24 protein-coding genes and 1 other annotated feature are annotated in these 25,896 nt (G+C 53.4%); of the genes, 7 read left to right on the forward strand and 17 right to left on the reverse strand.

The genetic code is table 11. The features are described 5' to 3' along the window. Positions 1-238: 238 nt before the first annotated feature. Entirely contained in the window at positions 239-805 is a 567-nt protein-coding gene (satP, locus tag HV037_RS20230; protein ID WP_003018969.1) for an acetate uptake transporter, read from the forward strand. A gap of 34 nt (positions 806-839) precedes the next feature. Here the strand turns inward: satP and HV037_RS20235 are convergent, their stop codons facing one another. The 3 genes from HV037_RS20235 to tal all read right to left on the reverse strand — a co-directional run bounded on the left by HV037_RS20235 (position 840) and on the right by tal (position 3,923). Continuing rightward, on the reverse strand, positions 840-2,147 hold the full coding sequence (locus HV037_RS20235) for an MFS transporter (protein WP_016151633.1): 1,308 nt from the start codon (positions 2,145-2,147) through the stop codon (positions 840-842). Between the two features lie 124 nt (positions 2,148-2,271). After that, positions 2,272-2,859, reverse strand: coding sequence for a molybdopterin adenylyltransferase (mog, locus tag HV037_RS20240; protein ID WP_047414486.1), 588 nt, complete (start codon positions 2,857-2,859; stop codon positions 2,272-2,274). A gap of 110 nt (positions 2,860-2,969) precedes the next feature. Next, entirely contained in the window at positions 2,970-3,923 is a 954-nt protein-coding gene (gene tal / locus HV037_RS20245) for a transaldolase (protein ID WP_016151631.1), read from the reverse strand. 274 nt (positions 3,924-4,197) lie between these two features. Here tal and HV037_RS20250 point away from each other — a divergent pair, with 274 nt between their 5' ends. Together HV037_RS20250 and yaaA are read left to right on the forward strand one after the other, a co-directional pair. After that, entirely contained in the window at positions 4,198-5,628 is a 1,431-nt protein-coding gene (locus HV037_RS20250) for a sodium:alanine symporter family protein (protein ID WP_103283461.1), read from the forward strand. Positions 5,629-5,705: 77 nt separating this feature from the next. Next, positions 5,706-6,479, forward strand: a complete 774-nt coding sequence (yaaA, locus tag HV037_RS20255; protein ID WP_016155647.1) for a peroxide stress protein YaaA — start codon at positions 5,706-5,708, stop codon at positions 6,477-6,479. A gap of 84 nt (positions 6,480-6,563) precedes the next feature. Here yaaA and thrC read toward each other — a convergent pair whose 3' ends face one another. The 6 genes from thrC to yjjY form a co-directional block, all read right to left on the reverse strand. Beyond that, positions 6,564-7,850: a threonine synthase gene (thrC, locus tag HV037_RS20260; protein WP_016155646.1), complete on the reverse strand. Its 1,287-nt coding sequence runs from the start codon at positions 7,848-7,850 to the stop codon at positions 6,564-6,566. Between the two features lie 3 nt (positions 7,851-7,853). Beyond that, entirely contained in the window at positions 7,854-8,783 is a 930-nt protein-coding gene (thrB, locus tag HV037_RS20265) for a homoserine kinase (RefSeq protein ID WP_016155645.1), read from the reverse strand. A 1-nt stretch (position 8,784) separates the two neighbouring features. Continuing rightward, complete coding sequence (gene thrA / locus HV037_RS20270; RefSeq protein WP_075847926.1) at positions 8,785-11,247, reverse strand: bifunctional aspartate kinase/homoserine dehydrogenase I; 2,463 nt, start codon at positions 11,245-11,247, stop codon at positions 8,785-8,787. 23 nt (positions 11,248-11,270) lie between these two features. Then, positions 11,271-11,397: a sequence feature (Thr leader region), on the reverse strand. Next, positions 11,327-11,392: a thr operon leader peptide gene (gene thrL, locus HV037_RS20275; protein ID WP_032337689.1), complete on the reverse strand. Its 66-nt coding sequence runs from the start codon at positions 11,390-11,392 to the stop codon at positions 11,327-11,329. It overlaps the preceding feature by 66 nt. A gap of 206 nt (positions 11,398-11,603) precedes the next feature. Next, positions 11,604-12,290 carry a tRNA/rRNA methyltransferase gene (locus tag HV037_RS20280; protein ID WP_016155643.1) on the reverse strand — a complete coding sequence of 229 codons (687 nt, stop codon included), beginning with the start codon at positions 12,288-12,290 and terminating at the stop codon, positions 11,604-11,606. A 399-nt stretch (positions 12,291-12,689) separates the two neighbouring features. After that, a complete protein-coding gene (yjjY, locus tag HV037_RS20285) occupies positions 12,690-12,830 on the reverse strand; it encodes a protein YjjY (protein WP_042998021.1) in 141 nt (46 codons plus the stop codon). Between the two features lie 95 nt (positions 12,831-12,925). On the opposite strand from yjjY, the gene arcA reads away from it, so the two are divergent. Continuing rightward, complete coding sequence (arcA, locus tag HV037_RS20290) at positions 12,926-13,642, forward strand: two-component system response regulator ArcA (RefSeq protein WP_001194359.1); 717 nt, start codon at positions 12,926-12,928, stop codon at positions 13,640-13,642. A gap of 60 nt (positions 13,643-13,702) precedes the next feature. On the opposite strand, the gene creD is transcribed toward arcA, so the two are convergent. The 4 genes from creD to creA are packed head-to-tail and all read right to left on the reverse strand — an operon-like array spanning position 13,703 to position 17,727. Next, positions 13,703-15,070 (reverse strand): cell envelope integrity protein CreD, encoded by a 1,368-nt coding sequence (creD, locus tag HV037_RS20295; protein ID WP_103283460.1) that lies wholly within the window; start codon positions 15,068-15,070, stop codon positions 13,703-13,705. Positions 15,071-15,127: 57 nt separating this feature from the next. Continuing rightward, on the reverse strand, positions 15,128-16,552 hold the full coding sequence (gene creC / locus HV037_RS20300; RefSeq protein WP_094760799.1) for a two-component system sensor histidine kinase CreC: 1,425 nt from the start codon (positions 16,550-16,552) through the stop codon (positions 15,128-15,130). Then, positions 16,552-17,241 carry a two-component system response regulator CreB gene (creB, locus tag HV037_RS20305; protein ID WP_016151622.1) on the reverse strand — a complete coding sequence of 230 codons (690 nt, stop codon included), beginning with the start codon at positions 17,239-17,241 and terminating at the stop codon, positions 16,552-16,554. The genes creC and creB overlap by 1 nt, the downstream gene beginning before the upstream one ends. A 12-nt stretch (positions 17,242-17,253) precedes the next feature. After that, positions 17,254-17,727, reverse strand: a complete 474-nt coding sequence (gene creA, locus HV037_RS20310; protein ID WP_016151621.1) for a protein CreA — start codon at positions 17,725-17,727, stop codon at positions 17,254-17,256. Positions 17,728-17,938: 211 nt separating this feature from the next. On the opposite strand from creA, the gene robA reads away from it, so the two are divergent. Next, entirely contained in the window at positions 17,939-18,808 is an 870-nt protein-coding gene (gene robA / locus HV037_RS20315) for an MDR efflux pump AcrAB transcriptional activator RobA (RefSeq protein WP_003837295.1), read from the forward strand. Here the strand turns inward: robA and gpmB are convergent. Beyond that, positions 18,805-19,452, reverse strand: a complete 648-nt coding sequence (gene gpmB / locus HV037_RS20320) for a 2,3-diphosphoglycerate-dependent phosphoglycerate mutase GpmB (RefSeq protein ID WP_016151619.1) — start codon at positions 19,450-19,452, stop codon at positions 18,805-18,807. The two genes, robA and gpmB, sit on opposite strands and share 4 nt — an antisense overlap. A 52-nt stretch (positions 19,453-19,504) precedes the next feature. Between gpmB and yjjX the strand changes: the two genes are divergently transcribed. Next, positions 19,505-20,020, forward strand: a complete 516-nt coding sequence (yjjX, locus tag HV037_RS20325; protein ID WP_016151618.1) for an inosine/xanthosine triphosphatase — start codon at positions 19,505-19,507, stop codon at positions 20,018-20,020. 76 nt (positions 20,021-20,096) lie between these two features. Here yjjX and trpR read toward each other — a convergent pair whose 3' ends face one another. Next, positions 20,097-20,423, reverse strand: coding sequence for a trp operon repressor (trpR, locus tag HV037_RS20330; protein WP_019078321.1), 327 nt, complete (start codon positions 20,421-20,423; stop codon positions 20,097-20,099). An 89-nt stretch (positions 20,424-20,512) separates the two neighbouring features. Then, complete coding sequence (gene sltY, locus HV037_RS20335; RefSeq protein WP_047358370.1) at positions 20,513-22,450, reverse strand: murein transglycosylase; 1,938 nt, start codon at positions 22,448-22,450, stop codon at positions 20,513-20,515. Between the two features lie 408 nt (positions 22,451-22,858). Between sltY and ettA the strand changes: the two genes are divergently transcribed. Beyond that, positions 22,859-24,526: an energy-dependent translational throttle protein EttA gene (ettA, locus tag HV037_RS20340; protein WP_003019019.1), complete on the forward strand. Its 1,668-nt coding sequence runs from the start codon at positions 22,859-22,861 to the stop codon at positions 24,524-24,526. 99 nt (positions 24,527-24,625) lie between these two features. Here ettA and nadR read toward each other — a convergent pair whose 3' ends face one another. After that, the gene (gene nadR, locus HV037_RS20345; RefSeq protein WP_016151614.1) at positions 24,626-25,855 is read right to left on the reverse strand and encodes a multifunctional transcriptional regulator/nicotinamide-nucleotide adenylyltransferase/ribosylnicotinamide kinase NadR; all 1,230 of its coding nucleotides are present in this window, start codon (positions 25,853-25,855) and stop codon (positions 24,626-24,628) included. Between the last annotated feature and the right edge of the window lie 41 nt (positions 25,856-25,896).

The raw sequence follows: 25,896 nt of genomic DNA on the forward strand, positions 1-25,896 counted from the left end.
GAGAAACTCCATGAAATCTGTGTTAACCCTTCCCGCCAGCCTGCTTATGGGCCTTCTGCTGAGCAGCACCGCCGTAACTGGCAAGCGTGATGCCCATCACAGGGAAAATAATTCATTTTCCCTTCGTTAGATCATAGACAGTGCCCTCTCCCCTGATTATCATGCCGCGCCCCGAAGACAGCGATCGTTATTCGGGGAAACTATTTCACCATTCAATCAATGATGATTTTGAGGAATTATGGGCAACACTAAGTTGGCTAATCCGGCACCGCTGGGCCTGATGGGCTTTGGCATGACCACCATTCTGCTTAACCTGCACAACGCGGGTTTCTTCGCTCTGGACGTTATTATTCTGGCGATGGGCATTTTCTACGGCGGTATCGCGCAAATTTTTGCCGGACTGCTGGAATATAAAAAAGGCAACACCTTCGGTTTAACCGCCTTTACCTCCTACGGTTCGTTCTGGCTGACGCTGGTTGCGATCCTGCTGATGCCGAAAATGGGCCTGGCGGATGCAACCAATGGTCAGTTCCTGGGCGCTTACCTCGGTCTGTGGGGTGTGTTCACTCTGTTCATGTTCTTCGGTACGCTGAAAGCCGCGCGCATGCTGCAGTTCGTGTTCCTGAGCCTGACAGTGCTGTTCGCCCTGCTGGCCGTTGGCAACATTGCGGGTAACGAAGCGATCATTCACGTTGCTGGCTGGGTAGGCTTAGTGTGTGGCGCAAGCGCCATTTACCTGGCGATGGGTGAAGTGCTGAACGAACAGTTTGGCCGTACCATCCTGCCGATTGGTGAAGCGCACTAATCTGATGCAATCCCCCCTGACGGGGGGATATTCCTTACAAGCGCTGTAACTCTGCCTGTACGCTCGAATCGCGATGATAAAGATCCTGTCGCAGCCAAATCCCCAAACCTAGCCCTACCAGCGATAACGCCAGCACATACCAGGCCGGAGCCATCGGCGACACGCTCATCAACATCGTGACGGCGATTGGCGTCAGACCACCAAAAATGGCGTACGACACGTTGTAAGAAAAGGATATTCCGGTAAAGCGGACTTCCGCCGGAAACGCGCGCACCATCACATAAGGCACAGCCCCCACCACGCCAACGCATAACCCCACCAGCCCGTATAACAGGAACAAATGCTGGGGATGGCTGCCGGTCAGGTGATAGAAAAACCAGCTTGAACAGGCCAGCAGCAGGCTGCCGACAATAAAGGTTTTGCTGGCGCCGACCCGATCGACAATAAACCCGGCCAGCAGACAACCGACGCACAGCATAATGGTAGCGACACTGTTGGCTTGCAACGTTAGCGCCGGCGCAAAGCCATACTGCTTCTGCAACCAGACTGGTGACATCAGGATCACCACCACAATCCCAGCCGATAGCAGCCAGGTCAGCAGCATTGAAATAACCACCGCTTTTTTATGTTTGCTCACCACTGACTTCACCGGTAGCTCTTGCGCCAACGCTTTACGTTGCTGCATTTCGAGAAATATGGGCGTCTCCTGCAGCCAGCGACGCAGGTACATCGCCACCAGCCCAAACACGCCCCCCAGCAGGAAAGGAATACGCCAGCCGTAATCATGCACCGCCTGCTGCGTCAGGCTGGTGTTCACCAGCGTCGCAACCACCGACCCCAGCAGAATTCCCACCGTCAGGCCGGCAGTCAGCGTTCCGCAGGCAATGCCGATGCGACGCTCCGGTACATGCTCCGCCACAAACACCCACGCGCCCGGAACTTCTCCGCCGATGGCAGCGCCTTGCAAAATACGCATCAGCAGTAACAGTAGCGGCGCGAGGATCCCCATTGAGGCGTAGGTAGGCAACAGACCAATCGCCAGCGTCGGTATCGCCATCAGCAAAATGCTCAGGGTGAACATTTTCTTGCGCCCGACCAGATCGCCAAAGTGCGCCATGATGATGCCCCCCAGCGGACGCGCCAGATATCCGGCGGCAAAAATGCCGAAGGTTTGCACCTGACGTAGCCATTCAGGGATGTCTGCGGGGAAGAAGAGCTCGCCAACAACAGCGGCAAAGAAGACAAAGATAATGAAATCATAAAACTCAAGCGCACCACCAAGGGCAGCAAGCGTAAGGGTTTTATAATCCTGGCGATTCAGCGGTCGAGTGTGTTGTGACATAGCAAACCATGAGTCAGTGAAGTAATTGAATCTGTTCGTTGATATATGTAAAGCAAAAATTACTATATCGTAAACAATTCAATACTCCACTGTCATTGGTACTTATGCCACGATCGGGCTACTTTCAGGTATTTGTTTCGCGTATTGCGCTTTTAGGACGAAAAGATGCTACAACAGTCGGTGCGGTTTCCACATAAGGCCCATCTAATAGCTGTATACAATACGGTACACTTGCAAAAATACCCGGCACGATAACCTTACCGTCGGCATCTTTCACACCTTCCAGCGTCTCTTTGATCGATTTTGGCTGCCCAGGCAGATTCAGGATCAACGCCTGCTTGCGAATCACGCCAACCTGACGGGAAAGAATCGCCGTTGGCACAAAGTGCAGGCTTATCTGGCGCATCTGTTCACCAAAGCCCGGCATCTGACGGTCGGCTACGGCAAGCGTCGCATCAGGCGTTACGTCACGACGGGCCGGACCCGTTCCGCCGGTAGTCAGCACCAGATGACAACTCATTTCGTCTACCAGCTCGCATAAGGTCTGTTCGATGATCGCCTGTTCATCCGGGATCAACCGCGTTTGCAGCTCAAAAGGGGTGGTAAGGGCAGACGCCAGCCACTCTTCAAGGGCCGGGATACCTTTATCCTGGTAAACGCCGCTGGAAGCACGGTCAGAAATGGAAACCAGGCCAATGCGTAAAGTATTCATGATTATTCCGTTTAAACAGTCTCGTTAAACAGAATGATACACTGCGAAGGGAAGGACAGACAGGTTTCAGAAGAGGTAGCGTGACCCATATCAGGGCCACGCACTAATGATTACAGCAGATCGCCGATCATTTTTTCCAGTTTACCCTGGTCTACAGCAAACTTACGGATACCGTCCGCCAGTTTGTCTACAGCCATCGGATCCTGGTTATGCTGCCACAGGAACTCAGCTTCGGTGATACGTGCAGGGCGCGCTTTCACTTCGCCGGAGAAAGACAGTTTACGTTCGATAGCACCTTCGCTTTCCGCCAGTTCTTTCAGCAGTGCCGGAGCAATCGTCAGACGATCGCAGCCTGCCAGCTCAATGATTTCGCCGATGTTACGGAAGCTCGCACCCATAACTACGGTTTCGTAACCGTGCTGTTTGTAGTACTCGTAGATTTCCGTTACGGAAACCACACCCGGATCTTCTGCCGGTGCATACTCTTTCTTGTCGGTATTGGCTTTGTACCAGTCAAGAATACGGCCAACGAACGGAGAAATCAGATATACGCCAGCTTCTGCACATGCACGTGCCTGCGCGAAGGAGAACAGCAGAGTCAGGTTACAGTTGATGCCTTCTTTTTCCAGCTGCTCAGCGGCACGGATGCCCTGCCAGGTTGAAGCCAGTTTAATCAGGATGCGATCGTTGCTGATGCCAGCATCGTTGTACATTTTGATCAGGCGTTTTGCTTTAGCGATGGACGCGTCGGTGTCGTAGGACAGACGAGCGTCAACTTCAGTGGAGATACGGCCTGGGACCAGTTTCAGGATCTCCAGACCGATATTTACTGCCAGCTTGTCGGTCGCGTCGACGACCTGCTGCGCACGGTCGTTGCTCTGCTGCTTAGCCCAGGCTACAGCGTCATCAATCAGCTTGCGGTATTCCGGGATCTGCGCTGCGTTAAGAATGAGAGAAGGGTTAGTTGTGGCATCCTGAGGCTGATACAGCTTCATTGCCGCGATGTCTCCGGTGTCGGCCACTACTGTGGTGAACTGACGAAGGGAGGTCAATTTGTCCGTCATGATAGCGATTCTCTTTAAACAGCTTGTTAGGGGGATGTAACCGATCTTCCCTGATGATAGCACGACGCACTCTCAGCGCAACCGCCTGGATTGTCCGACCAGCCGCTCAGCCCTGATTACGCATCGCCAAGCCTGTGATGCGCAATTAAGGGATATAACGATTGTTATGATAAACTCCCGCAATCAATCACCCTATAAGGTATATACTGGTCGATTATTGGTAGCGCTTACATGGGAATATTCGCGCTTACCGGCATCAACAAGAGGGATGTTAATGCCTGATTTTTTCTCATTTATTAATGAAATACTCTGGGGATCGGTGATGATCTACCTCCTGCTTGGCGCAGGATGTTGGTTCACCTGGCGTACAGGGTTTATTCAGTTTCGCTATATTCGCCAGTTTGGCAAAAGTCTTAAAAACAGCATCAGCCCGCAGCCGGGCGGTTTAACTTCCTTTCAGGCTTTATGCACCAGTCTTGCCGCACGTATCGGTAGCGGAAATCTGGCGGGCGTGGCGTTGGCGATTGCCGCTGGCGGCGCGGGAGCCGTGTTCTGGATGTGGGTCTCGGCGATCATTGGTATGGCGACGTCATTTGCCGAGAGCTCTCTTGCCCAACTGTATAAAGAGCGCGACAGCAAGGGACAGTTTCGCGGCGGTCCTGCGTGGTATATGGAGCGTGGGCTGGGCATGCGCTGGATGGGCGTTCTTTTTGCCATCTTTTTACTCATTGCTTATGGTCTGATTTTTAACAGCGTTCAGGCAAATTCGGTCTCTCATGCGCTGACCTTTGCTTTTGATATCCCTCCCCTCTTTACCGGTATCGCACTGGCAATAGTGTCATTATTGGCAATCATTGGCGGCATTAAAGGCGTTGCCCGCCTGATGCAATGGTTCGTTCCGATGATGGCGCTGTTGTGGGTCGGTTGCAGCATCGTCATCTGTCTGTGGCATTTCGGACAGCTCCCCGGCATTATCATGACCATTATAAAAAGTGCCTTTGGCTGGCAGGAAGCCGCAGCCGGTGCCGCCGGGTATACACTAAGCCAGGCCATTGCCAGCGGCTTTCAACGCGGTATGTTTTCTAATGAGGCCGGAATGGGATCAACTCCGAACGCGGCCGCGTCAGCAGCATCCTGGCCTCCGCATCCTGCGGCACAAGGCATTGTGCAAATGATCGGAGTATTAGTTGATACGCTGATTCTCTGTACGGCCAGCGCGATAATTGTTCTGTTGGCTGGTAATGACGCCAGCTATGTACCGATGGAAGGCATCCAGTTACTCCAGAAAGCGATGGTTTCAGTGACGGGAGAATGGGGTGCCGGATTCGTGGCGTTAATTGTGATTCTGTTTGCCTTTAGCTCTATCGTGGCCAACTACATCTATGCGGAAAACAACCTCGTTTTCCTGAAGCTGGACAATATCCGCGTCATCTGGCTATTACGGATCGCCACCGTTAGCACCGTTATCGGCGGAACGTTAGTCAGCGTTCCGCTGATCTGGCAGTTGGCGGACATCATTATGGCGTGTATGGCCATCACTAACCTGACGGCGATTCTGCTGCTTTCACCGGTTGTGCAGACTATCGCCTGCGACTATCTACGCCAACGCAAACTCGGGGTGCGCCCAGAATTCGATCCGCGCCGTTATCCTGATATCAGACAACAACTTGCGCCCGAAAGCTGGGATGAGACGCCGCGCGGATAGCGCGGCAATCGCAACCATCGATCAATTCTGTCGTTTTTTTTGCTAAAGTCGCAGTAAATTTCCTGCAAGGACTGGATATGCTGATTCTGATTTCACCTGCAAAAACGCTCGACTACCAAAGTCCGCTGGCAACGACACGTCATACATTGCCCGAACTGCTGGATCACTCTCAGCAGCTTATTCACGTGGCGCGCCAACTCTCTGCTCCGCAAATTGGCAAGCTGATGGGAATTAGCGACAAGCTGGCGGATCTGAACGCCACGCGTTTCCATGACTGGCAGCCTGACTTCACGCCGGAAAACGCACGCCAGGCCATTCTGGCGTTTAAAGGCGACGTGTATACCGGACTGCAGGCTGAAACCTTCAGCGAAGCGGATTTCGACTTCGCTCAGCAACATTTACGGATGTTGTCCGGGCTGTATGGCGTTTTGCGTCCACTGGATTTGATGCAGCCTTACCGTCTGGAGATGGGTATTCGTCTGGCCAATGCGAAAGGTAAAGATCTCTACCAGTTCTGGGGAGATACCATCACCGATAAACTTAACGAAGCGCTGGAAGCGCAAGGCGACAGCGTAGTGATTAACCTCGCCTCGGATGAGTATTTTAAATCCGTGAAGCCGAAAAAGCTCAATGCGGAGCTTATCAAACCGGTCTTCCTCGACGAGAAGAACGGTAAGTTCAAAGTCATCAGCTTCTATGCCAAAAAAGCGCGCGGCCTGATGAGTCGCTACATTATTGAGAACCGCTTAACGCAGCCAGAACAGCTGACCGCCTTTAACAGCGAAGGCTATTTCTTTGATGAAGAAGCGTCAGGAAATGGCGAACTGGTGTTTAAGCGCCAGGAGCAGTAGTAAAAAGGCCGGATGGCGGCGAACGCCCCATCCGGCCGACAGGTTTTGTAGACCCGCTAAGCAAAGCACCAGCGGGCACAACCGTTAACCGCGGGTCATCATCAGCTTGCGCAGTTCAGCAAAATCAGCAGGCAGGTGATGAGAAAGCAGCGGCAGGTCCGCGCGTTCCGCCAGCGCTTTTGGCAGAGCCAGCGTCAGGTCAAGAATCTCTTCAACGCTTTCTTTAAACTTGGCCGGATGCGCAGTGCCGAGGAACAGGCCGTACTCGCCAGGGTTCAGTTGGTCACGCAGCGCACGGTAAGCCACCGCCGCATGCGGTTCTGAGGTGTACCCCATCTCATGCAGCTCACGCATCGTGTCCTGAGTAGTGGCATCGTCAACAGCGGCATAACCCAGCTCATTCAGACGCCAGATTTTACGGCGGAACAGTTCTTCCACCCGCGGCCAGTTATTTGGCTGGCTGACATCCATCGCATTCGACAACGTCGCCTGAGTCGCTTTCGGCGCCCACTCACCTTGTGCAAGAAAGCGTGGAACCGTATCGTTGACGTTGGTCGCCGCGATAAAACGCTTCACCGGCAAGCCCAGTGATTTTGCCAGCAGCCCGGCAGTCAGATCGCCAAAGTTGCCGCTGGGAACGGAAATAACCAGCTGATTACGCGCCTCTTGCGGCAGTTGAGCCACGGCCTCAAAGTAGTAACAGATTTGCGCCAGCAGACGGCTAATGTTGATTGAGTTAGCCGAATTCAGCCCCAAAGCTACCTTCAGCTCTTCGTCATCAAACGCCTGTTTCACCAGCGCCTGACAGGCATCAAAATCGCCATCAATCGCCACGGTTTCAATATTGCCACCCAGTGTACAGAACAGTTTTTCCTGTAATGGGCTAATCTTGCCGTTCGGATAAAGGATCACCACGCGCACATTTTTCAGGCCATAAAAGGCATGTGCGACTGCCGCACCAGTGTCTCCAGAGGTCGCCGTCAGAATGGTGACCGGTTTGTCGCCGCTGATATGCGTCAGCATCTGCGCCATAAAGCGCCCGCCAAAGTCTTTAAATGCAAGCGTTGGGCCGTGGAACAGCTCCAGACAGCCGATATCCGTGGCAACCTGAGCAACCGGCGCCGGGAAGGCAAACGCCGCACGCACGCGCTGTTCCAGAATCTCCTGTGGGATTTCATCACCGATAAATGCGGAAAGGATCTTCGCGCTGCGGCTAACGAAATCCTGGTTCAACATCTCATCGACTTCTGACAGATTGAATTCCGGCAAATCGTGCGGAAAAAACAATCCCTGATTCTTGCCAAGCCCTTGCGTGACGGCCTGTGCAAAGCTGACCTGTTCGTTATGATCTTTCAGATTATACAGTTTCATTGATTATCCCAGTACCCGTGCGCCCGCCGTGTCCAACCGGCAAATATGAACAAAGCCTTCCTGATTTTGCAGATAATTTTTACCCAGCCAGTCTGCTACACGCTGCGCCGTATCCGGCTTGTCGCACAAAGCGAACAGCGTCGGCCCCGAACCGGAGATGCCGCTGGCCAGCGCCCCGATTTCCGCTACCGCCTGACGCGCCTGGCTAAAGCCTGGCAGCAGGCGGGTACGGTATGGCTCAGCAATGACATCTTTCATCAGCTTCGCGGCAAGCCCTGGCTGACGGGAATAGCAGGCATGGATAAACCCAGCCAGATGCCGCCCGTGGGCGATACAGTCCTGACGGCGATACTGCGCAGGTAAAATCGCCCGCGCTTCTGCCGTCGACACTTTAATCCCCGGATACGCGAGGACCCACAGCCACTCATCAAAGCCTGGCACCTGCTGGCTGATAATGCCGTTTTCTTCGATCATTAACTGCATACCGCCTAAAAAGCACGGGGCGACGTTATCGTAATGAATACTGCCGGAGATACGCCCTTCCAGCTCACCCATTATCGCCAACAGGCGCGTATCGTTGAGCGGTTTACCGCAATGCTCGTTCATGGCGACCAGCGCCGCTACAACGGAACAAGCGCTGGAGCCTAACCCGGAGCCAATCGGCATATTTTTTTCCAGCGTCATCGCCACCGGAACGCTTTTACCCAGCTCCTGACAGAATCGCTCCCAGCACTGGTAGACAATATTTTCTCGCGGCTCAGGCGGCAGCTTATTGGCAAAGCGACCAAGGTTGTTAAGGCTGAAATGGTCAGCCGCCTCAACGGATACCACATCGCCTAACAGCGAACCGTCCACCGGAGTTACCGCTGCTCCGAGCACATCAAACCCGACGCTCATATTGGCGCTGGAAGCCGGGGCATAAACTCTCACCATGTCAGACTCCTAACTTCCATGAAAGGGTGCGTAGCAGGTCGGCAAATACGCCCGCCGCCGTCACGTCGTTACCCGCGCCGTATCCGCGCAGAACCAACGGTAGCGGCTGATAATAGTGGCTGTAAAACGCCAACGCGTTTTCACCGTTTTTCACTTTGAACAGCGGATCGTTGCCGTCTACTGCTTCTATTTTTACGCGACAGACGCCATCCTCTTCAATATTGCCAACATAGCGTAATACTTTCCCCTCATCACGGGCTTTCGCCACACGCGCGGCAAAGGCGTCATCCAGCTGCGACAATTTAGCCATAAACGCGGAAACATCACCGGAATCATCAAACTCTTTTGGCAGGACCGGCTCAATAACAATGTCAGAAAGCTCCAGCTCACGACCGGTTTCACGGGCCAGGATCAACAGCTTACGCGCCACGTCCGTACCGGATAGATCGTCACGCGGATCGGGTTCGGTATAGCCCAGCTCACGCGCCATGGTGGTGGCCTCGGAGAAGCTCATGCCTTCATCCAGCTTGCCGAAAATAAACGACAGCGAACCAGAAAGAATGCCGGAGAAACGTTGCAGTTCATCGCCCGCGCTGAGCAGATTTTGCAGGTTCTCAATTACCGGCAAGCCCGCGCCTACGTTGGTGTCGTACAGGAATTTACGACGAGACTTCGCCGCAGCAAAACGCAGCTGATGGTAGTAATCCATCGACGACGTGTTGGCCTTTTTGTTCGGCGTAACCACATGGAAGCCTTCGCGCAGGAAATCCGCATACTGATCCGCAACCGCCTGACTTGACGTACAGTCGACAATCACCGGATTGAGCAGATGATATTCTTTCACCAGACGAATTAAGCGCCCCAGGTTGAAAGGCTCTTTCGCGCTTTCCAGCTCCGACTGCCAGTTTTCCAGATTCAGACCATGGACGTTGGTCAGCAGGGCCTTCGAGTTCGCCACACCGCACACACGCAGATCGATATGCTTCTTTTTAAGCCAGGTTTGCTGACGTTTAAGCTGCTCCAGCAGCGCACCGCCCACGCCGCCAACGCCAATGACAAATACTTCAATCACCTGATCGGTGTTGAACAGCATCTGATGGGTCACTCGCACGCCAGTGGTCGCGTCATCGTTGTTCACCACAACCGAAATGGAACGCTCAGACGAGCCCTGGGCGATTGCCACGATATTGATGTTCGCGCGAGCCAGCGCGGCAAAAAATTTCGCCGAGATGCCACGCAACGTGCGCATACCATCGCCAACGACCGAGATGATCGCCAGACGCTCAGTCACCGCCAGCGGCTCCAGCAAGCCTTCTTTCAATTCGAGATAGAATTCATCCTGCATGGCGCGTTGCGCACGCGCGCAGTCGCCCTGCGGGACGCAGAAGCTGATGCTATATTCAGAAGAGGATTGGGTGATCAGCACCACCGAGATTCCCGCGCGCGACATCACGGCAAAAACTCGCGCCGCCATCCCCACCATGCCTTTCATCCCAGGGCCGGAGACGCTAAACATCGCCATGTTATTGAGGTTAGAAATCCCTTTTACCGGCAAATCGTCATCATCACTGCTGGCACCGATAAGCGTGCCGGGCGCTTGTGGATTGCCGGTATTTTTAATCAGGCACGGGATCTGGAACTGGGCAATAGGGGTAATGGTGCGCGGGTGCAGCACTTTAGCGCCGAAGTAAGAAAGCTCCATCGCTTCCTGATAAGACATCGACTTCAGCAGTCGGGCGTCGGGTACCTGGCGCGGATCGCAGGTATATACGCCATCGACATCGGTCCAGATCTCACAACAATCGGCGCGCAAACAGGCGGCCAGTACGGCGGCAGAGTAGTCAGAGCCATTACGCCCCAGCACCACTAACTCACCTTTCTCATTCCCGGCGGTAAATCCTGCCATCAGAATCATATGGTCCGCAGGAATACGGCTGGCGGCAATGCGGCGCGTAGATTCGGCGATATCAACGGTAGATTCGAGGTAATGGCCTACCGCTAGCAATTTCTCTACCGGGTCGATGACCGTCACGTTGTGCCCGCGCGCTTCCAGCAGGCCAGCCATGATGGCGATCGACATTTTTTCACCACGGCAAATAAGCGCGGCATTGATGCTGTCCGGGCACTGACCCAGCAGGCTGATACCGTGCAGGACGTGCCTAATCTGTGCAAACTCTTGTTCAACAAAGGCTTTGAGCGGAGCCTGCGGGAAACCCGGTTGCGCGGCGGCAAGACCCACCAACAGCTCAGAGAAAATGCGTTCGGCGTCGCTGATATTGGCTAAAGCATCCTGACCACCGATGGTCTTCTCAATCATCGCCACCAGATGGTTGGTAATTTTTGCGGGGGCAGAAAGAACGGTCGCGACCTGCCCCTGTCTGGCATTGCTTTCCAGAATATCGGCAACCCGCAGAAAGCGCTCTGCATTTGCCACTGATGTACCGCCGAACTTCAACACTCGCATGGTTTACCTCATTGCCTTTGGTCGAAAAAAAAGCCCGCACTGTTTAGGTGCGGGCTTTTTCTTGTGTTTCCTGTACGCGTCAGCCCGCACCGTTACCTGTGGTAATGGTGATGGTTGTGGTAATGGTGATGCTGATGCGTTTCATGATGTTGTGTGCTCTGTAATTATTTATTATCTGTCCTGTATTCTTTTAGGGTTAAAGTATCTGCTGACCTAAGTCAATAAATTTTTAAATTGGTCACATTCCGAAACTTGTTCACGAGCGACTGCTTGCCCTTTTAGTTTCGACCAATACAGTATGTTACCCCTACTTGAATCCAGAGCAAAACACCACAAAACAAATGCAGTTCGATATTTTATTTTGTGATGCTTTTTTCTATATCATGTAAAAAACGGTGCAACATTGCCGTATCTCGCTGCCCTAACAGACCCATTCGCTGTTGCAGCCAGTCCGTCAACTTGATGTCGTCAGAAACATTCAGCGTGGCTAATAAACGCAAAACGCGCGCGCGCAATGCCTGTAGCTGAAGCTCATCCGTCACCTCAATGTTTTTGACGGGTTGTTGTATTAAACCTGCTAATTGATAGCAATACACCATCACCGCCTGCCCCAAATTGAGTGAAGGATAGTCAGCCACCATAGGTACACCGGTGAGTACATCCGCCAGGGCCAATTCTTCGTTGGTCAGCCCTGAATCTTCACGACCAAAAACCAGCGCGGCATGATCCATCCACGTTGATTTTTCCTGCAGCAGAGGAACCAGTTCGACCGGCGTAGCGTAGTAATGGAACTTCGCCCGACTACGCGCAGTGGTCGCGACGGTAAAATCTACGTCGTGCAGCGCCTCCGCTAACGTTGAAAAAACGCTAATATTATCAATAATATCGCCAGAACCATGCGCGACCCATCGCGTGGCGGGTTCCAGGTGGGCTTCGCTGTCAACGATGCGTAATTGGGTGAACCCCATGGTCTTCATAGCGCGGGCAGCCGCACCAATATTTTCCGCTCTGGCGGGGGCAACCAGAATAATTGTTAAACGCATTTCGATACTCTTTTTGGCCAGTCTGCAAGGAAAAATGTGACGTGCTTCAACATATTACGCAGTGCGAATTTACATATTTTTAACAAAAATCACTGAAAAAGCATTTCGCATCCATTAAAAAATGCTAAACTATTTCCCGGGTGTACTATTGCTTTTTATGTTAACAAAAGTTGCATATCCCTCTGTTTATCCATGATAATTTAATTTAAAATGGATCGCACCGGTTGGATTCATTACATTTATTAATTTGCTCGTGCAACTAGTTGTAATATTGCAATTTTGTGATGAAAGCAAACATTTGGATACGTTGATTTCATCAAACTGTTAACGTGCTACAATTGAACTTGATATATGTCAACGAAGCGTAGTTTTATTGGGTGTCCGGCATGTCTTAGCCTGTTATGTTGCTGTTAAAATGGTTAGGATGACAGCCGTTTTTGACACTGTCGGGTCCAGAGGGAAACTACCCACGACCAAGCTAATGATGTTGTTGACGTTGATGGAAAGTGCATCAAGAACGCAATTACGTACTTTAGTCATGTTACGCCGATCATGTTAATTTACGGCATGCATCAGGCAGGTCAGGGACTTTTGTACTTCCTGTTTCGATTTAGTTGGCAATTTAGGTAGCAAACATGCAGACCCCGCACATTCTTATCGTTGAAGACGAGTTAGTAACACGCAACACGTTGAAAAGCATTTTCGAAGCAGAAGGCTATGATGTATTCGAAGCGACAGATGGCGCGGAAATGCATCAGATTCTCTCTGAATATGATATCAACCTTGTGATTATGGATATCAATCTGCCTGGGAAAAATGGCCTGCTGTTAGCGCGCGAACTTCGCGAACAAGCTAACGTTGCGCTGATGTTCCTGACGGGCCGTGATAACGAAGTCGATAAAATTCTCGGCCTCGAAATCGGCGCAGACGATTACATCACCAAGCCGTTTAACCCGCGCGAACTGACTATCCGTGCTCGTAACCTGCTGTCCCGTACCATGAACCTGGGTACTGTCAGCGAAGAACGCCGTAGCGTCGAAAGCTACAAGTTCAATGGCTGGGAGCTGGACATCAACAGCCGCTCTCTGATTGGTCCTGACGGTGAGCAGTATAAACTGCCACGCAGCGAATTCCGCGCCATGCTTCACTTCTGTGAGAATCCGGGCAAAATCCAGTCTCGCGCAGAACTGCTGAAAAAAATGACCGGTCGCGAACTGAAGCCGCATGACCGTACCGTTGACGTGACGATCCGCCGCATTCGTAAGCATTTCGAATCAACGCCGGATACGCCAGAAATCATCGCCACCATTCACGGTGAAGGCTACCGTTTCTGCGGCGACCTGCAGGATTAATTCAATCCTCACTGGTATAAAAACGGCGCTTGATGCGCCGTTTTTCATTTCCCTACCGCTCTATTTCCACAAGCGAAATTCGTCGCACTGCGCAGGCTGAAGCTCTGGAAGTTCTGTAGATTTTGGCTTTGTTTTTGGCTGTGCCAGCGAGTGCCAGTCAAGATGACGCGTCAGGAACATGACCCCACAAAGCGCGAACAACAGCACGCCGGTTCCCAGCAGTAAAGAGCTATCCTGTGAACGTAGCAGCACCCACATCACACCATCCAGCCCCAGCAGCGCCACGGTGAACAAAATACTGTTCCGCCAGCCCTGCAAAATCGCCTGCAGATACACACCGTTCATCAACGCCCCCACCAGACTTGCCGTTATCCACGCCGCCGTAAAACCGATGTGTTCCGACAGTGCCAGCAGCAGCAGATAAAACATTACCAGCGATAGCCCCACCAGCAGATACTGCATCGGGTGCAGGCGCAGATTGGTCATACTTTCAAGGACGAAGAAAGACATAAAGGTCAGCACAATCAGCAGGATGGCATACTTTGTTGCCCTGTCCGTTAACTGGTACTGATCTGCTGGCGTGGCGACGGCGACGCTAAACGCTGGCATGCCCAGCCAACCAATCTTTTCGTCGTTAAAGCGCTCGCCGAGGTTGTTCGCAAACCAGCTGCTTTGCCACTGAGCCTTGAATCCTGATTCGCTAATTTCGCGCTTAGCCGGGAGGAAGTCCCCAAGAAAGTTGGGATGCGGCCAGTTGCTGGTTAAGGTCATTTCACTGTTACGTCCAACCGGAACGACGGAGAAATCGCCGGTTCCGCTCAAATTAAGCGACAACGCTATGCTCAGATTTTGCTCAGCCCAGCTCGCATCGGGTAGCGGAATGTGGATCCCCTGCGCACGTCCATCCAGCCCCGTCCCAGGCTCAACGGCCAGCGACGTTCCATTGACCTGCGGCGCTTTTACCACACCAATCCCACGCGCGTCCCCCACGCCAACCACAATAAACGGTTTGCCGATGCTGATATTTGGATGATTTAAATCACTTAACCGTTCGGCGTTAAACTCAGCCTTCACCGAAACATCATTGTGCCAGACCTGGCCCTCATAAATACCGATTTTACGTGCTTCAACGTTCTGATTCCCCTCAACTACCAACGACTCCGGCAGCCAGAAATGGATATAGCTACGCTTACGCTGGATTTCTTTGCCATCCTCCAGTGAGGTGTAAAGTTCCGTTAGCGGAATGGCTATCAACGGTCCTACCATCTTTTGCGGCCCGCTGGTGCTCTGTCGGATAGCATCTTCGACTTCATCGCGGTAATCCGATCGCTCCACGATGATCTGCCTGACCATCGTCAGCGGAATTAACAGCAGCAGTATTGCGCCACCTAAGGTGACTATTTTCCAAAACAGGGGTGATTTAAACATAGCGCTCTCCTTTACAATATCAGCAAGGTAGAACAGCTATGTGCGGAGAATTTGAAGTTATGTGAAGTGAGCGTGAAGCGTAAACGAGGCCTGTGCGCCGCCTTGTGGTCGGTTGCACAATGTCACCGTCCCCTCGTGCAGTCGCGCAACCTCACTGACAAACGCCAGCCCTAAACCGCTACTCTTATGCCCATTTTCACGGGGCAGCGAATAGAAACGCTCAAAAATACGCGGCAACGCGAAGTCGGGGATCCCGCTGCCGCTGTCGATTATCTGCAACGTGACCAGTTCATCCTGCTGATGCGCGCTCAGCGTAATCGTCCCGTCCTGTGGCGTGAAGTCGATAGCGTTGTCGAGCAAATTCCCCACTGCCTGCTCCAGTAACGCAGGATCGGCGGCGACGCTAAGCGATGAAGGCATAATGGTAAGCGTGATGTTTTTTGCCGCCAGTTGCACGCTACGCGCCTCTTTGAGCTGAGCAAACAGCGCATCTACCGCCACTGGCGTCAACGTAATGTCCTGTCGATTCTCCAGCCGCGCCTGGCGTAACAGGGTTTCGACCAGCGCCTGCATGCGCGCATTTTGCGTCAGAATATTATCGGTAAAGCGCGCAACCACGTTCGGCGGCGGACCTTCGCGCAAAATCTCAGCCGCGCCGCGAATGGCCGCCAGCGGACTTTTCAGTTCATGCGTTAACGCATAAACATACTGCTCAATGTAGTTTTTGCCCTCCAGCTTCAGTCGCATACTTTCCAGCGCCTGCGCCAGTTTACGTAGCTCGCTGCTGCCTAAATCAGGCAGTGGGACGGGGCGATTCTCGGTAACGGAGTCGGCATAGCGCGCCAGCCGGGCGATGGAGCGGTTTATCCACCATACCATCCCGATGCCAATCACTAAGGCAATGCCCAGCAATACGGCGCTGGCCCACAGCATCCGCCGTTCACTGCGTTTAATCACCGGCGCCATCGCCGCGTTCGGTTTACCGACACTAAGCACTCCGATAATACGTCCGCCGTCTACGATCGGCGCGGCCACGTACATCACTGAACTTTCCGGATCGTTCGGGTTTTGCGGCGTACTGCGGGCGCCATATTGCCCACGCAGGGTTAACCACACGTCGTTCCAGCGAGAATAGTCCTGACCGACAGCCTGGTTTGCGGAATCAAACAACACTTTACCCTGCGCGTCCGTCATGTAGACATGGTATTCATTACGGACTTTGTTAATGCCGCTGATATTGGCGCTGAATGGGCGGTTATGCAGTTGCGAAAATGCCTGCGCCAGCTTGCCGTTGGCGGGAGAGTCAGAGAGCAAGTCATCGCGCGCCAGCGCAGCCAGCAGCGTGGCGGTATCAATCAAAGTGCCTTCGGTTGCCCGGCGGACGCCTGGTTTAATTTCCTGTACAAAGATCGACAAAACGAACCAGGCGGCGACGGCAACAATCAGAAAATAGCCGAGCAACAAACGCATGCCAATGCGCATCAGACGCTCCTCAGGCTATATCCCATACCGCGATGCGTATTGATGGGGGAAAGCTCAGGGTTGATAGCCCGCAGCTTGGCGCGCAGCGTTTTAATGTGAGTATCGACCGTTCTGTCAAAGGTGTCCTGTGCATCGGCCCAGACTAAATCCATCAACTGCTGGCGTGAGTAAATGCGCCCCGGCGACAATAGCAACGTTTTCAGCAACAGAAATTCATAGCGCGTCAGGTTTAACGGCTTGCCGAACCAGGTAATCTGCGCGGCCAGCTCATTAAGTTCAAAATCGCCGCAACGCGTCGTCGATGAAGGAGCAGAGAATTTCTGCACCCGCCGCAGCAGCGTACGCACGCGGGCACACACCTCGCGCGGTGAGAAAGGCTTGGCAACATAGTCATCCGCGCCAATTTCCAGCCCCAGCAGGCGATCCACCTCATCGCTACGCGCGGTCAGAAACAGGATCGGCAACGCTGGATGCCGCTCCAGCAGGCGTCGACACAGTTCAAAACCGCTGATATCCGGTAGTCCGACATCCAGAATGATCGCATCAGGACAACGCTGGCGAGATTTCTCCAGCGCAGGTAACCCGCGCTCAAACGCTTCCACGCTAAAACCTTCCTGCTGCAGCATGTAGATGAGCGTATCGGCGATGCCCTGCTCATCCTCAACCAACCAGATCAACGGTTGTTGCATTTTGCTTCCTTGTTATTCCCGCCACGGCATGATGGGCACCGCGCTGATGGCATTTTTGGGCGATCCATCGACCACTTTATCTGAATAGGCCAGATAGGCCAGGGCATTACGTTTCGCGTCGTAAAAACGCACGACCTGTAAGGATTTAAACACCAGCGAGGTACGTTTTTTAAATACCACTTCGCCCTGCGCTTTGCCGTTCTTGATTCTGTCGCTCAGTTCTACCGGCCCCACCTGCTGACAGGAAATGGCGGCATCGGAGGTATCTTCCGCCAGCCCCAGCCCACCTTTGATGCCGCCGGTCTTCGCCCGGCTCACGTAGCAGGTCACGTTGGTAACATCTGGATCGTCAAACGCTTCGACCACAATTTTATGATCCGGCCCAAACATTTTGAACACCGTATCGACAGATCCAATCTGCTCCGCATGGGCGACCTGCGCTAACATCAGCAGAATTGAGGAAATGATTAAGCTCTTATATTTCATATTGTTACCATTTTTAAAAGTTACTCTGTGTAATTATTCGACATTCTAAGATAAAACGTATACAGATCACAGGATTACAATAATCACGCTTTCGAATGATCGAAAAAAGCATTTATGAGCAAAAAAAACACTGAATGCTAAAACAGCAAAAAATGCTATTATCCTCATACCTGACGTCAGGTACTCGTTGTTGAAAGGATGAGGATATTTTATGGATCAGGCTGGCATTATTCGCGACCTATTAATCTGGCTGGAAGGTCATCTGGATCAGCCTTTGTCGCTTGACAATGTGGCGGCAAAAGCAGGCTATTCCAAGTGGCACCTGCAGAGAATGTTTAAGGACGTGACGGGCCATGCTATTGGCGCCTATATCCGCGCCCGTCGTTTATCGAAATCCGCAGTGGCGCTGCGCCTGACTGCACGCCCAATTCTGGATATTGCGCTGCAATATCGCTTTGACTCTCAACAAACCTTTACCCGCGCGTTCAAGAAACAGTTTTCCCAGACGCCTGCGCTGTATCGCCGTTCGCCGGAATGGAGCGCGTTTGGTATTCGCCCGCCTATGCGACTGGGTGAATTTGCCATGCCTGCGCACGAGTTTGTTACGCTGGAAGATACGCAACTGCTTGGCACCACGCAAAGCTATTCCTGCTCGCTGGAGCAGATTTCAGATTTCCGTCATGAAATGCGAATTCAGTTCTGGCGCGACTTCCTTAGCCAGGCTCCTGCGATCCCACCGGTGCTGTACGGGCTGAACGAAACGCGTCCGAGCATTGAAAAAGATGATGAGCAGGAAGTGTTTTACACCACAGCACTGACGCCGGAACAGGCCAATGGTTATGTGCCGTCGGCACAGCCTATCCTGCTACAGGGCGGCGAGTATGTGATGTTTACCTATGAAGGGCTGGGGACCGGTGTACAGGAGTTTATCCTGACGGTTTACGGCACATGCATGCCAATGCTGAACCTGACGCGCCGTAAAGGGCAGGATATCGAGCGATACTACCCGGCAGAAGATGCCAAAGCGGGAGATCGCCCGATCAACCTGCGCTGCGAATTCCTGATTCCGATTCGCCGCTAGCGCTGCAGTTCGTCTAACGCAGGGGCGTCCAGATGTGAGATGTCCCCTGCCGTTTCAACTACCCATCCCGGCGCAAGCCACAAACTTTCCTGGTAATCGACGCGAGAAATAGAACAGTTGCGCAGACGCAGGCGACGTTCAGCCCATGCCGGTAATCCCAGAATCGTACTCACCAGACAACCCAGTGCAATACCGTGACTGACCAGCAGCGGACGACTCCCCGGCGGCAGTTCCAGACAGGATGCCAGCGCCGCGTGGACGCGATCGCTCAGTTCCTGCATCGATTCCCCTTCCGGAATACGCCCCTCCACCGTACCGTTCACCAACTGGCGACGCCAGCCCTCTTCTTCCGACGTCAGCGTATCGATATGACGTTGCTCCAGCACGCCCATATTCAGCTCGCGCAAACGTGAGTCATAGGTGATATCACAGCCACAGGCCTGGGCGATGATTTCTGCGGTGCGTCGTGTACGACCTAAATCGCTACTGATGACATGCGTAATACCAAACGTGCGGGCGCGTTCGCCCACCTGCATGGCTTGCTGTTCACCTTTAGCGGTCAGTGGGCTGTCTGACTGGCCTTGAATACGTCGCTCGGCGTTCCACTGCGTTTCGCCATGGCGAACAAGGTATACCTGTAACATGCTTTTTTTCCGTTATACTGCGATGCGATGAATTTTCAAACTGAGCTTAATTATGCACAAGGTTATCTCTGCGACCACCAATCCTGCCAAAATTCAGGCAATTCTGCGGGCATTTGAAGAGATTTTCGGGGAAGGATCCTGCCATATTGAACCCGTCGCCGTCGAGAGTGGCGTGCCGGAACAACCTTTCGGAAACCAGGAAACGCGCACTGGCGCACGAAATCGCGTTGATAATGCGCGCCGTCTGCACCCGCAGGCTGATTTCTGGGTCGCTATTGAAGCGGGAATTGACGACGATGCGACCTTCAGTTGGGTGGTGATTGATAATGGCGTCCAGCGCGGCGAAGCCCGTTCAGCCACGCTGCCATTGCCAGCTGTCATTCTCGACAGAGTCCGTCAGGGCGAAGCGCTCGGTCCGGTGATGTCGGACTACACGGGTATTGATGAGATTGGCCGTAAAGAGGGCGCTATCGGCGTCTTTACCGCGGGCAAGCTGACGCGCTCAAGCGTATACCACCAGGCGGTGATTCTGGCGCTCAGCCCGTTTCATAACGCAGTGTATTTATAGCGTTGTGCCGGATGGCGGCTTCGCCTTATCCGGCCACAACCGCGCCACATCCTTAGGCCTGATAAGCGAAGTGCCATCAGGCATTTTTTAGCAGCACCTGCTCCAGCCAATGACGCAGATCCACCGGTGCAGATTTGAGGCTGTTCGACCCCCGAGTAATGGTGGCGATCCCCGCCCCGAGCTCGTTTTTAAGCTCGCGCTGACTCATCTCGCCGCGCAGCAGCTCTTCAATGATACGCACGCGCGTGCCCAGCGCTTCGCGCTCATCCGGCGTTAACATCAAATTGAGCAGGGGCAGGTGTAAGTCTTGTTCATAGGCGTGTTTAAGCAGATCGACAAAACGTAACCACTCCTGGTGACGCTGTTCTGCCATCTCTGCCGAATAGGGTGATTGCTGAGTCATAAGTTATCGCCATCGTTGCGGGGGAAGCGTGCTTGCCTCCCCCTTTTGTACTCTTTAACGAGTACGATAGCATAACACAACCGACACGATCAGTAACGACGTTGCCATTCTGCGTCGCTCATCAACTCCGGTTTGTCACCGAGGAAATAGCGATAGTACGCATCGTAAGCCAGCACGTTCTTCACGTAGCCACGCGTCTCAGAGAATGGAATGCTTTCGACAAACGCGACAGCATCGATACGACCCGCGCTATTGCCAAGCCAGGTGCGAACGCGCCCCGGTCCGGCGTTATAGGCCGCCGACGCGAAAATGCGGTTATTGCCGAATTGCTGATAGACATACTGTAAATAGCTGGTACCAATGTTGATGTTGGTATCAGGATCCAGTAGTTGGCTCGGGCTGCTGTAACCTGGAATCGAGAACATTTTCACCGTATGCGTCGCCGTACCCGGCATAATCTGCATCAGCCCGCTGGCACCAACCGGCGATTTTACTTTCGGGTTCCAGGCGCTTTCCTGACGCGCTATCGCCATCGCATAGCTTGGCGGAATATCCTTGCCGCTGGTGTAGCGTGTAAACAGATCCTTGTAGGCCAGCGGGAAGCGCTCTTCCAGATGATCCCACAGCTTACCGGCGATCGTCGCTTGTACGCTCAGATCCCACCAGTGATTGTTGAACGCGTAACGCGCCAGCTGAGCCTGCTCAGACTTCGTGCGACTGGTGACCAGATTCGCCCATTCACTGCGCGCGGTATTGTCCAGGTTCCAGTACATTAGCTCGCGCACACGTGCCATTTCCGGTCCCTGAGTCAGCGCAGAGTCAACGTTTGCCGGGGCTTTATCCACTTTCAGCTCGTACTCTTCACCCAGACGCTGTGCCGCCACCATCGGATAGAAACCGCGCTGCTGCATGAGCTGGTGCAGGATCTCTTTGGCTTCCGCCTCGCGCCCGCGCTCAAGCAGCAGATCCGCCTGCCAGTAACGCCACTCATCTTTCTCTTTTGCTTCCATTGGCAGACGCGCCAGCCAGGTATTCAGACCACGACGATCGCCGGTTCCCAGCGCCATGCGCACACGGCGTTCCACAAGCGAGGTGGAATTCGAGCGCATAATGGCGTCATCGCGCCATTTGGCCTGCTCATCGGTAACGTCATTGCCCATCAGACGCCAGGCGACGATGTCGCGCAGTTCCTGGGTTTGCTCGTCATTCAGCTGTTGCGCCTGCGCCAGAGACGGGATCATCAGGCGGGCGTTTTCCGCATCCTGACGCGCCACGCTGGAAAAAGCCACCGCCGCCATCTGTCGGGTGAAATCCGTCGCGCCAGTGGTGCGTGCAAAGGTCATCACCGAATTCGGGTCGTTGGCCAGCGCGATGATCGCCGAAGCGATAGTTTGGTATTGCGCGGGCATTTGTCCAGCCAACGCCGTGACCAGACCGGTATTCCCGGCTTTCATCGCCAGACGAATACGCTCCAGATACGCCAGCGGATCCTGAGTTCCTGAGGCGCGCCATACACCGAATAATTTGTCACAGGCGTTCGGCTGGCTTTTCCCGCTCAACCACAGTTCTTTCGCGCCCTGCCAGGCCTCTTCGGTTTGCCCGGTGCTCCATTTCGCAAAGTAATAGTTGCATTGCGCTTCCGTGGTACCCGGTTTTTCTGGGCTGAACGCCAGTAGTCCACGCCAGTCCTCCCGTCGCGCCAGTTCATTCACGAAACGTGATTGCAGAGTACGCGCGGGGGGCAGCGTCGGGTTGGCGCGCACAAAATTGGTAACGGTAATGGTGGGCTGATTCATCAGATCGTCAGTAATCTGACGATATTCCAGATAAGGATACAGAGGATAATTCTTCAGGCCGGGCATCATCTGCTCTACGACATCCATCTGTCGGTTATCCCAGGCCTGTTTAATTTGCGCATAGCGACTGCGCTGCTCATCCAGGGAATCGGCTCGCGCCACTTGACTGACCGTCAGCAGACATACGCTGGCCGCCAGCAGGCGCCAGGTAAATTGATTGGCTTTGTCCACAAGCTCTTCCTCTTCTCATGTTACGTCTGTGCAGCATCATGCCGCTTAATTAGTTCATGCTAACCAGACATTGCAGAATGCGCCACGTCACGGACACTTTTTTACTTTTGTTGCGAGTGAGATCTGCTGGCTGGGATTGGGCAATGAAAAAGGCTACACTTCGCCTTTGATAACTATTTACCAATAATTAGCCCTAAATAATTCAAGTTGCAGCAAGGCGGCGAGGGAGTAAATCCCCTGAGCGTACAAAGTGCGTGACTGGGGGGAACGACAAATCTGTCAGGAACAGATTTGAACGCTGCGGAGCAGCGGCCCGCAAGGGCGAGGCTCATGGATGAGCCGAGTAACTCACAGCCAACGCATCTGTAGCTTGAAGTATGACGGGATAAATAAAGAGGCGAGTCCAACGTGGCCCAATTTGTTTATACCATGCATCGTGTCGGCAAAGTCGTTCCGCCGAAACGTCATATTCTTAAAAACATCTCACTGAGCTTCTTCCCTGGCGCCAAAATCGGTGTTCTTGGTCTGAACGGCGCGGGTAAATCGACCCTGCTGCGCATCATGGCCGGCATTGATACCGATATCGAAGGTGAAGCTCGCCCACAGCCTGGCATTAAAATCGGTTACCTGCCGCAGGAACCGAAACTGAACCCGGAACATACCGTTCGTGAATCCGTGGAAGAAGCGGTTGCCGAAGTGGTTAACGCGCTGAAAGGTCTGGATGAAGTGTACGCAAAGTACGCCGAGCCGGACGCCGACTTCGATAAACTCGCTGCGCAACAGGGCAAGTTTGAAGAGATCATTCAGGCGCACGACGGTCATAACCTGAACGTGCAGCTTGAGCGTGCCGCTGACGCCCTGCGTCTGCCGGACTGGGACGCTAAAATTGAGAACCTCTCTGGTGGTGAACGCCGCCGCGTCGCGCTGTGCCGCCTGCTGCTGGAAAAACCAGACATGCTGCTGCTCGACGAACCGACTAACCACCTGGACGCCGAATCCGTTGCGTGGCTGGAACGCTTCCTGCACGACTTCGAAGGCACCGTGGTGGCGATTACCCACGACCGTTACTTCCTCGACAACGTTGCGGGCTGGATTCTGGAGCTTGACCGCGGCGAAGGTATTCCATGGGAAGGCAACTACTCCTCTTGGCTGGAGCAGAAAGATCAGCGTCTGGCGCAGGAAGCGTCTCAGGAAGCGGCTCGCCGTAAATCCATTGAGAAAGAGCTGGAGTGGGTGCGTCAGGGCGCTAAAGGCCGTCAGTCTAAGGGTAAAGCCCGTCTGGCACGTTTTGAAGAGCTGAACAACACCGAATACCAGAAGCGTAACGAAACCAACGAACTGTTTATCCCGCCTGGAGCACGTCTGGGTGATAAAGTCGTTGAAGTAACCAATCTGCGTAAATCCTACGGCGATCGCGTTCTGATTGACGACCTGAGCTTCTCCGTACCGAAAGGCGCTATCGTCGGCATCATCGGTCCGAACGGCGCGGGTAAATCTACCCTGTTCCGTATGATGTCCGGTCAGGAACAGCCAGACAGCGGCACCATCACGCTGGGTGAAACCGTCAAGCTGGCTTCCGTTGACCAGTTCCGTGACGCCATGGACAACAGCAAAACCGTGTGGGAAGAAGTTTCCGGCGGGCTGGATATCATGAAGATCGGCAACACCGAGATGCCAAGCCGCGCCTACGTAGGCCGCTTCAACTTTAAAGGTGTTGATCAGGGTAAACGCGTAGGCGAACTCTCCGGCGGTGAGCGCGGTCGTCTGCACCTGGCGAAGCTGCTGCAGGTTGGCGGCAACATGCTGCTGCTTGATGAACCAACCAACGACCTGGATATCGAAACCCTGCGCGCGCTGGAAAACGCCCTGCTGGAGTTCCCGGGCTGCGCGATGGTTATCTCGCACGACCGTTGGTTCCTCGACCGTATCGCAACCCACATTCTGGATTACCAGGATGAAGGTAAGGTTGAGTTCTTCGAAGGTAACTTTACCGAATACGAAGAGTACAAGAAACGCACGCTGGGCGCAGATGCGCTGGAGCCGAAGCGTATTAAGTACAAGCGTATTTCGAAGTAATTACCGTTAAGCGCCGGATGGCGGCGTTACGCCTCATCCGGCCTACGAGGTGAGTGCGACTTGTAGGCCGGATAAGCGCAACGCCATCCGGCATTTACGCTATCTCTGCTCGCCCATCAACTCTTTCACCAACTCCACGCAGCGCAGAAATCGACCGTCATAGTCGGGCTCCTGAACGTGCACAAAATTGATATTGTTTTCCTGCAGCATCTCGACCAGCAGCGACTGAAACGCTTTTCTGTCAACCGAACTGCCGAGACTGCGTAAGCCATCCGCCACCCATGGAGTATTGTTCTCCAGCAGGATCACCAGGTCAAAGCGATACTCGTCAATCAGGGCCTGCACAAACGGGTGTTCACGCCCTTCATACTTTTTGCAGAAGGCCTGAGTGGTAACGAAATCGGTGTCGATAAACGCCACTTTATTGGCATACTTGACAGCAAAATCAATGTATTGGGCTTGTCCCAGGGCGATTTTATCGTAGTCGGAATACTGCAACGCCATCTCATCACCGCCCAAATGGGAGAAGACGTAATCACGCCCATATTCCCACGCACTGGTAGTGTTAAAGATATTGGCGAGCTTGTTCACCAGCGTCGATTTTCCGCTCGACTCTCCGCCGAGGATCGCCACAGTGCGCACGAAAAACGGCTTCACTTCTGTAGGAATATACTCCCAGTAGCGAAACGGGTTCTCACGGATTTGCCCGCCGCTGATGTTCATAAACGTTCGTTTGGGATCCACCAGCACGGTTTCGATCCCCAGATGTTCCAGATACTGCGGGGCATCTGACTCTTCAGAGGTGTAAATCCAGTTAGGCTGGATCCCTTTCTCCTGCATAAACGTTTTGATCCCGTTGCTCCACACATCCCAACCGTGTGGATACGGCTCCATACCCTCTTCGTTGAAGGCATGAATACGGATATTTTTCTGATACTTAAAGGTTTGCAGCAGCCAGCGTAGACGATCGGGCACCGTGGGCTGTTGCGACATAGCACTGTCTTCAAACAGGCTGCGATCGCGCGTGTCGTCATACCCCATGATGATATGCAGTTCATCGACCTGACTACACGCGCGCTGGATAAGATAGATATGGCCGGTATGCAGCGGATAAAACTTACCGAATACCACACCGATATTCTTCTGCTGGCGCGGAAACTCCAGCCCGAGAAACCGGTGCAACGCCTCCAGCTTTTGCGCGCTGGGGCTTTTAATTTTGGCATTCAGCAGTTGACTTAAATATCCCTTGGTCATGCCACTGGCATCTGCCACCTGTTGCAGGGTACAGCCCTTTTGCTTAATGGCAGTTTTCAGATAATCAAATGACACAAGAGCCTCCTGCTGTAAAAATAAACGTAATACCCAATACC

Origin of the sequence: Citrobacter sp. RHBSTW-00017 (assembly GCF_013797615.1) — a bacterium.
Classification (GTDB): domain Bacteria; phylum Pseudomonadota; class Gammaproteobacteria; order Enterobacterales; family Enterobacteriaceae; genus Citrobacter; species Citrobacter braakii.

Coding starts and splice junctions, on each gene's coding strand:
- satP (WP_003018969.1), top strand. CDS start 239: ATGGGCAACACTAAGTTGGCTAATCCGGCACCGCTGGGCCTGATGGGC.
- HV037_RS20235 (WP_016151633.1), bottom strand. CDS start 2,147: ATGTCACAACACACTCGACCGCTGAATCGCCAGGATTATAAAACCCTT.
- mog (WP_047414486.1), bottom strand. CDS start 2,859: ATGAATACTTTACGCATTGGCCTGGTTTCCATTTCTGACCGTGCTTCC.
- tal (WP_016151631.1), bottom strand. CDS start 3,923: ATGACGGACAAATTGACCTCCCTTCGTCAGTTCACCACAGTAGTGGCC.
- HV037_RS20250 (WP_103283461.1), top strand. CDS start 4,198: ATGCCTGATTTTTTCTCATTTATTAATGAAATACTCTGGGGATCGGTG.
- yaaA (WP_016155647.1), top strand. CDS start 5,706: ATGCTGATTCTGATTTCACCTGCAAAAACGCTCGACTACCAAAGTCCG.
- thrC (WP_016155646.1), bottom strand. CDS start 7,850: ATGAAACTGTATAATCTGAAAGATCATAACGAACAGGTCAGCTTTGCA.
- thrB (WP_016155645.1), bottom strand. CDS start 8,783: ATGGTGAGAGTTTATGCCCCGGCTTCCAGCGCCAATATGAGCGTCGGG.
- thrA (WP_075847926.1), bottom strand. CDS start 11,247: ATGCGAGTGTTGAAGTTCGGCGGTACATCAGTGGCAAATGCAGAGCGC.
- HV037_RS20280 (WP_016155643.1), bottom strand. CDS start 12,290: ATGCGTTTAACAATTATTCTGGTTGCCCCCGCCAGAGCGGAAAATATT.
- yjjY (WP_042998021.1), bottom strand. CDS start 12,830: ATGACTAAAGTACGTAATTGCGTTCTTGATGCACTTTCCATCAACGTC.
- arcA (WP_001194359.1), top strand. CDS start 12,926: ATGCAGACCCCGCACATTCTTATCGTTGAAGACGAGTTAGTAACACGC.
- creD (WP_103283460.1), bottom strand. CDS start 15,070: ATGTTTAAATCACCCCTGTTTTGGAAAATAGTCACCTTAGGTGGCGCA.
- creC (WP_094760799.1), bottom strand. CDS start 16,552: ATGCGCATTGGCATGCGTTTGTTGCTCGGCTATTTTCTGATTGTTGCC.
- creB (WP_016151622.1), bottom strand. CDS start 17,241: ATGCAACAACCGTTGATCTGGTTGGTTGAGGATGAGCAGGGCATCGCC.
- creA (WP_016151621.1), bottom strand. CDS start 17,727: ATGAAATATAAGAGCTTAATCATTTCCTCAATTCTGCTGATGTTAGCG.
- robA (WP_003837295.1), top strand. CDS start 17,939: ATGGATCAGGCTGGCATTATTCGCGACCTATTAATCTGGCTGGAAGGT.
- gpmB (WP_016151619.1), bottom strand. CDS start 19,452: ATGTTACAGGTATACCTTGTTCGCCATGGCGAAACGCAGTGGAACGCC.
- yjjX (WP_016151618.1), top strand. CDS start 19,505: ATGCACAAGGTTATCTCTGCGACCACCAATCCTGCCAAAATTCAGGCA.
- trpR (WP_019078321.1), bottom strand. CDS start 20,423: ATGACTCAGCAATCACCCTATTCGGCAGAGATGGCAGAACAGCGTCAC.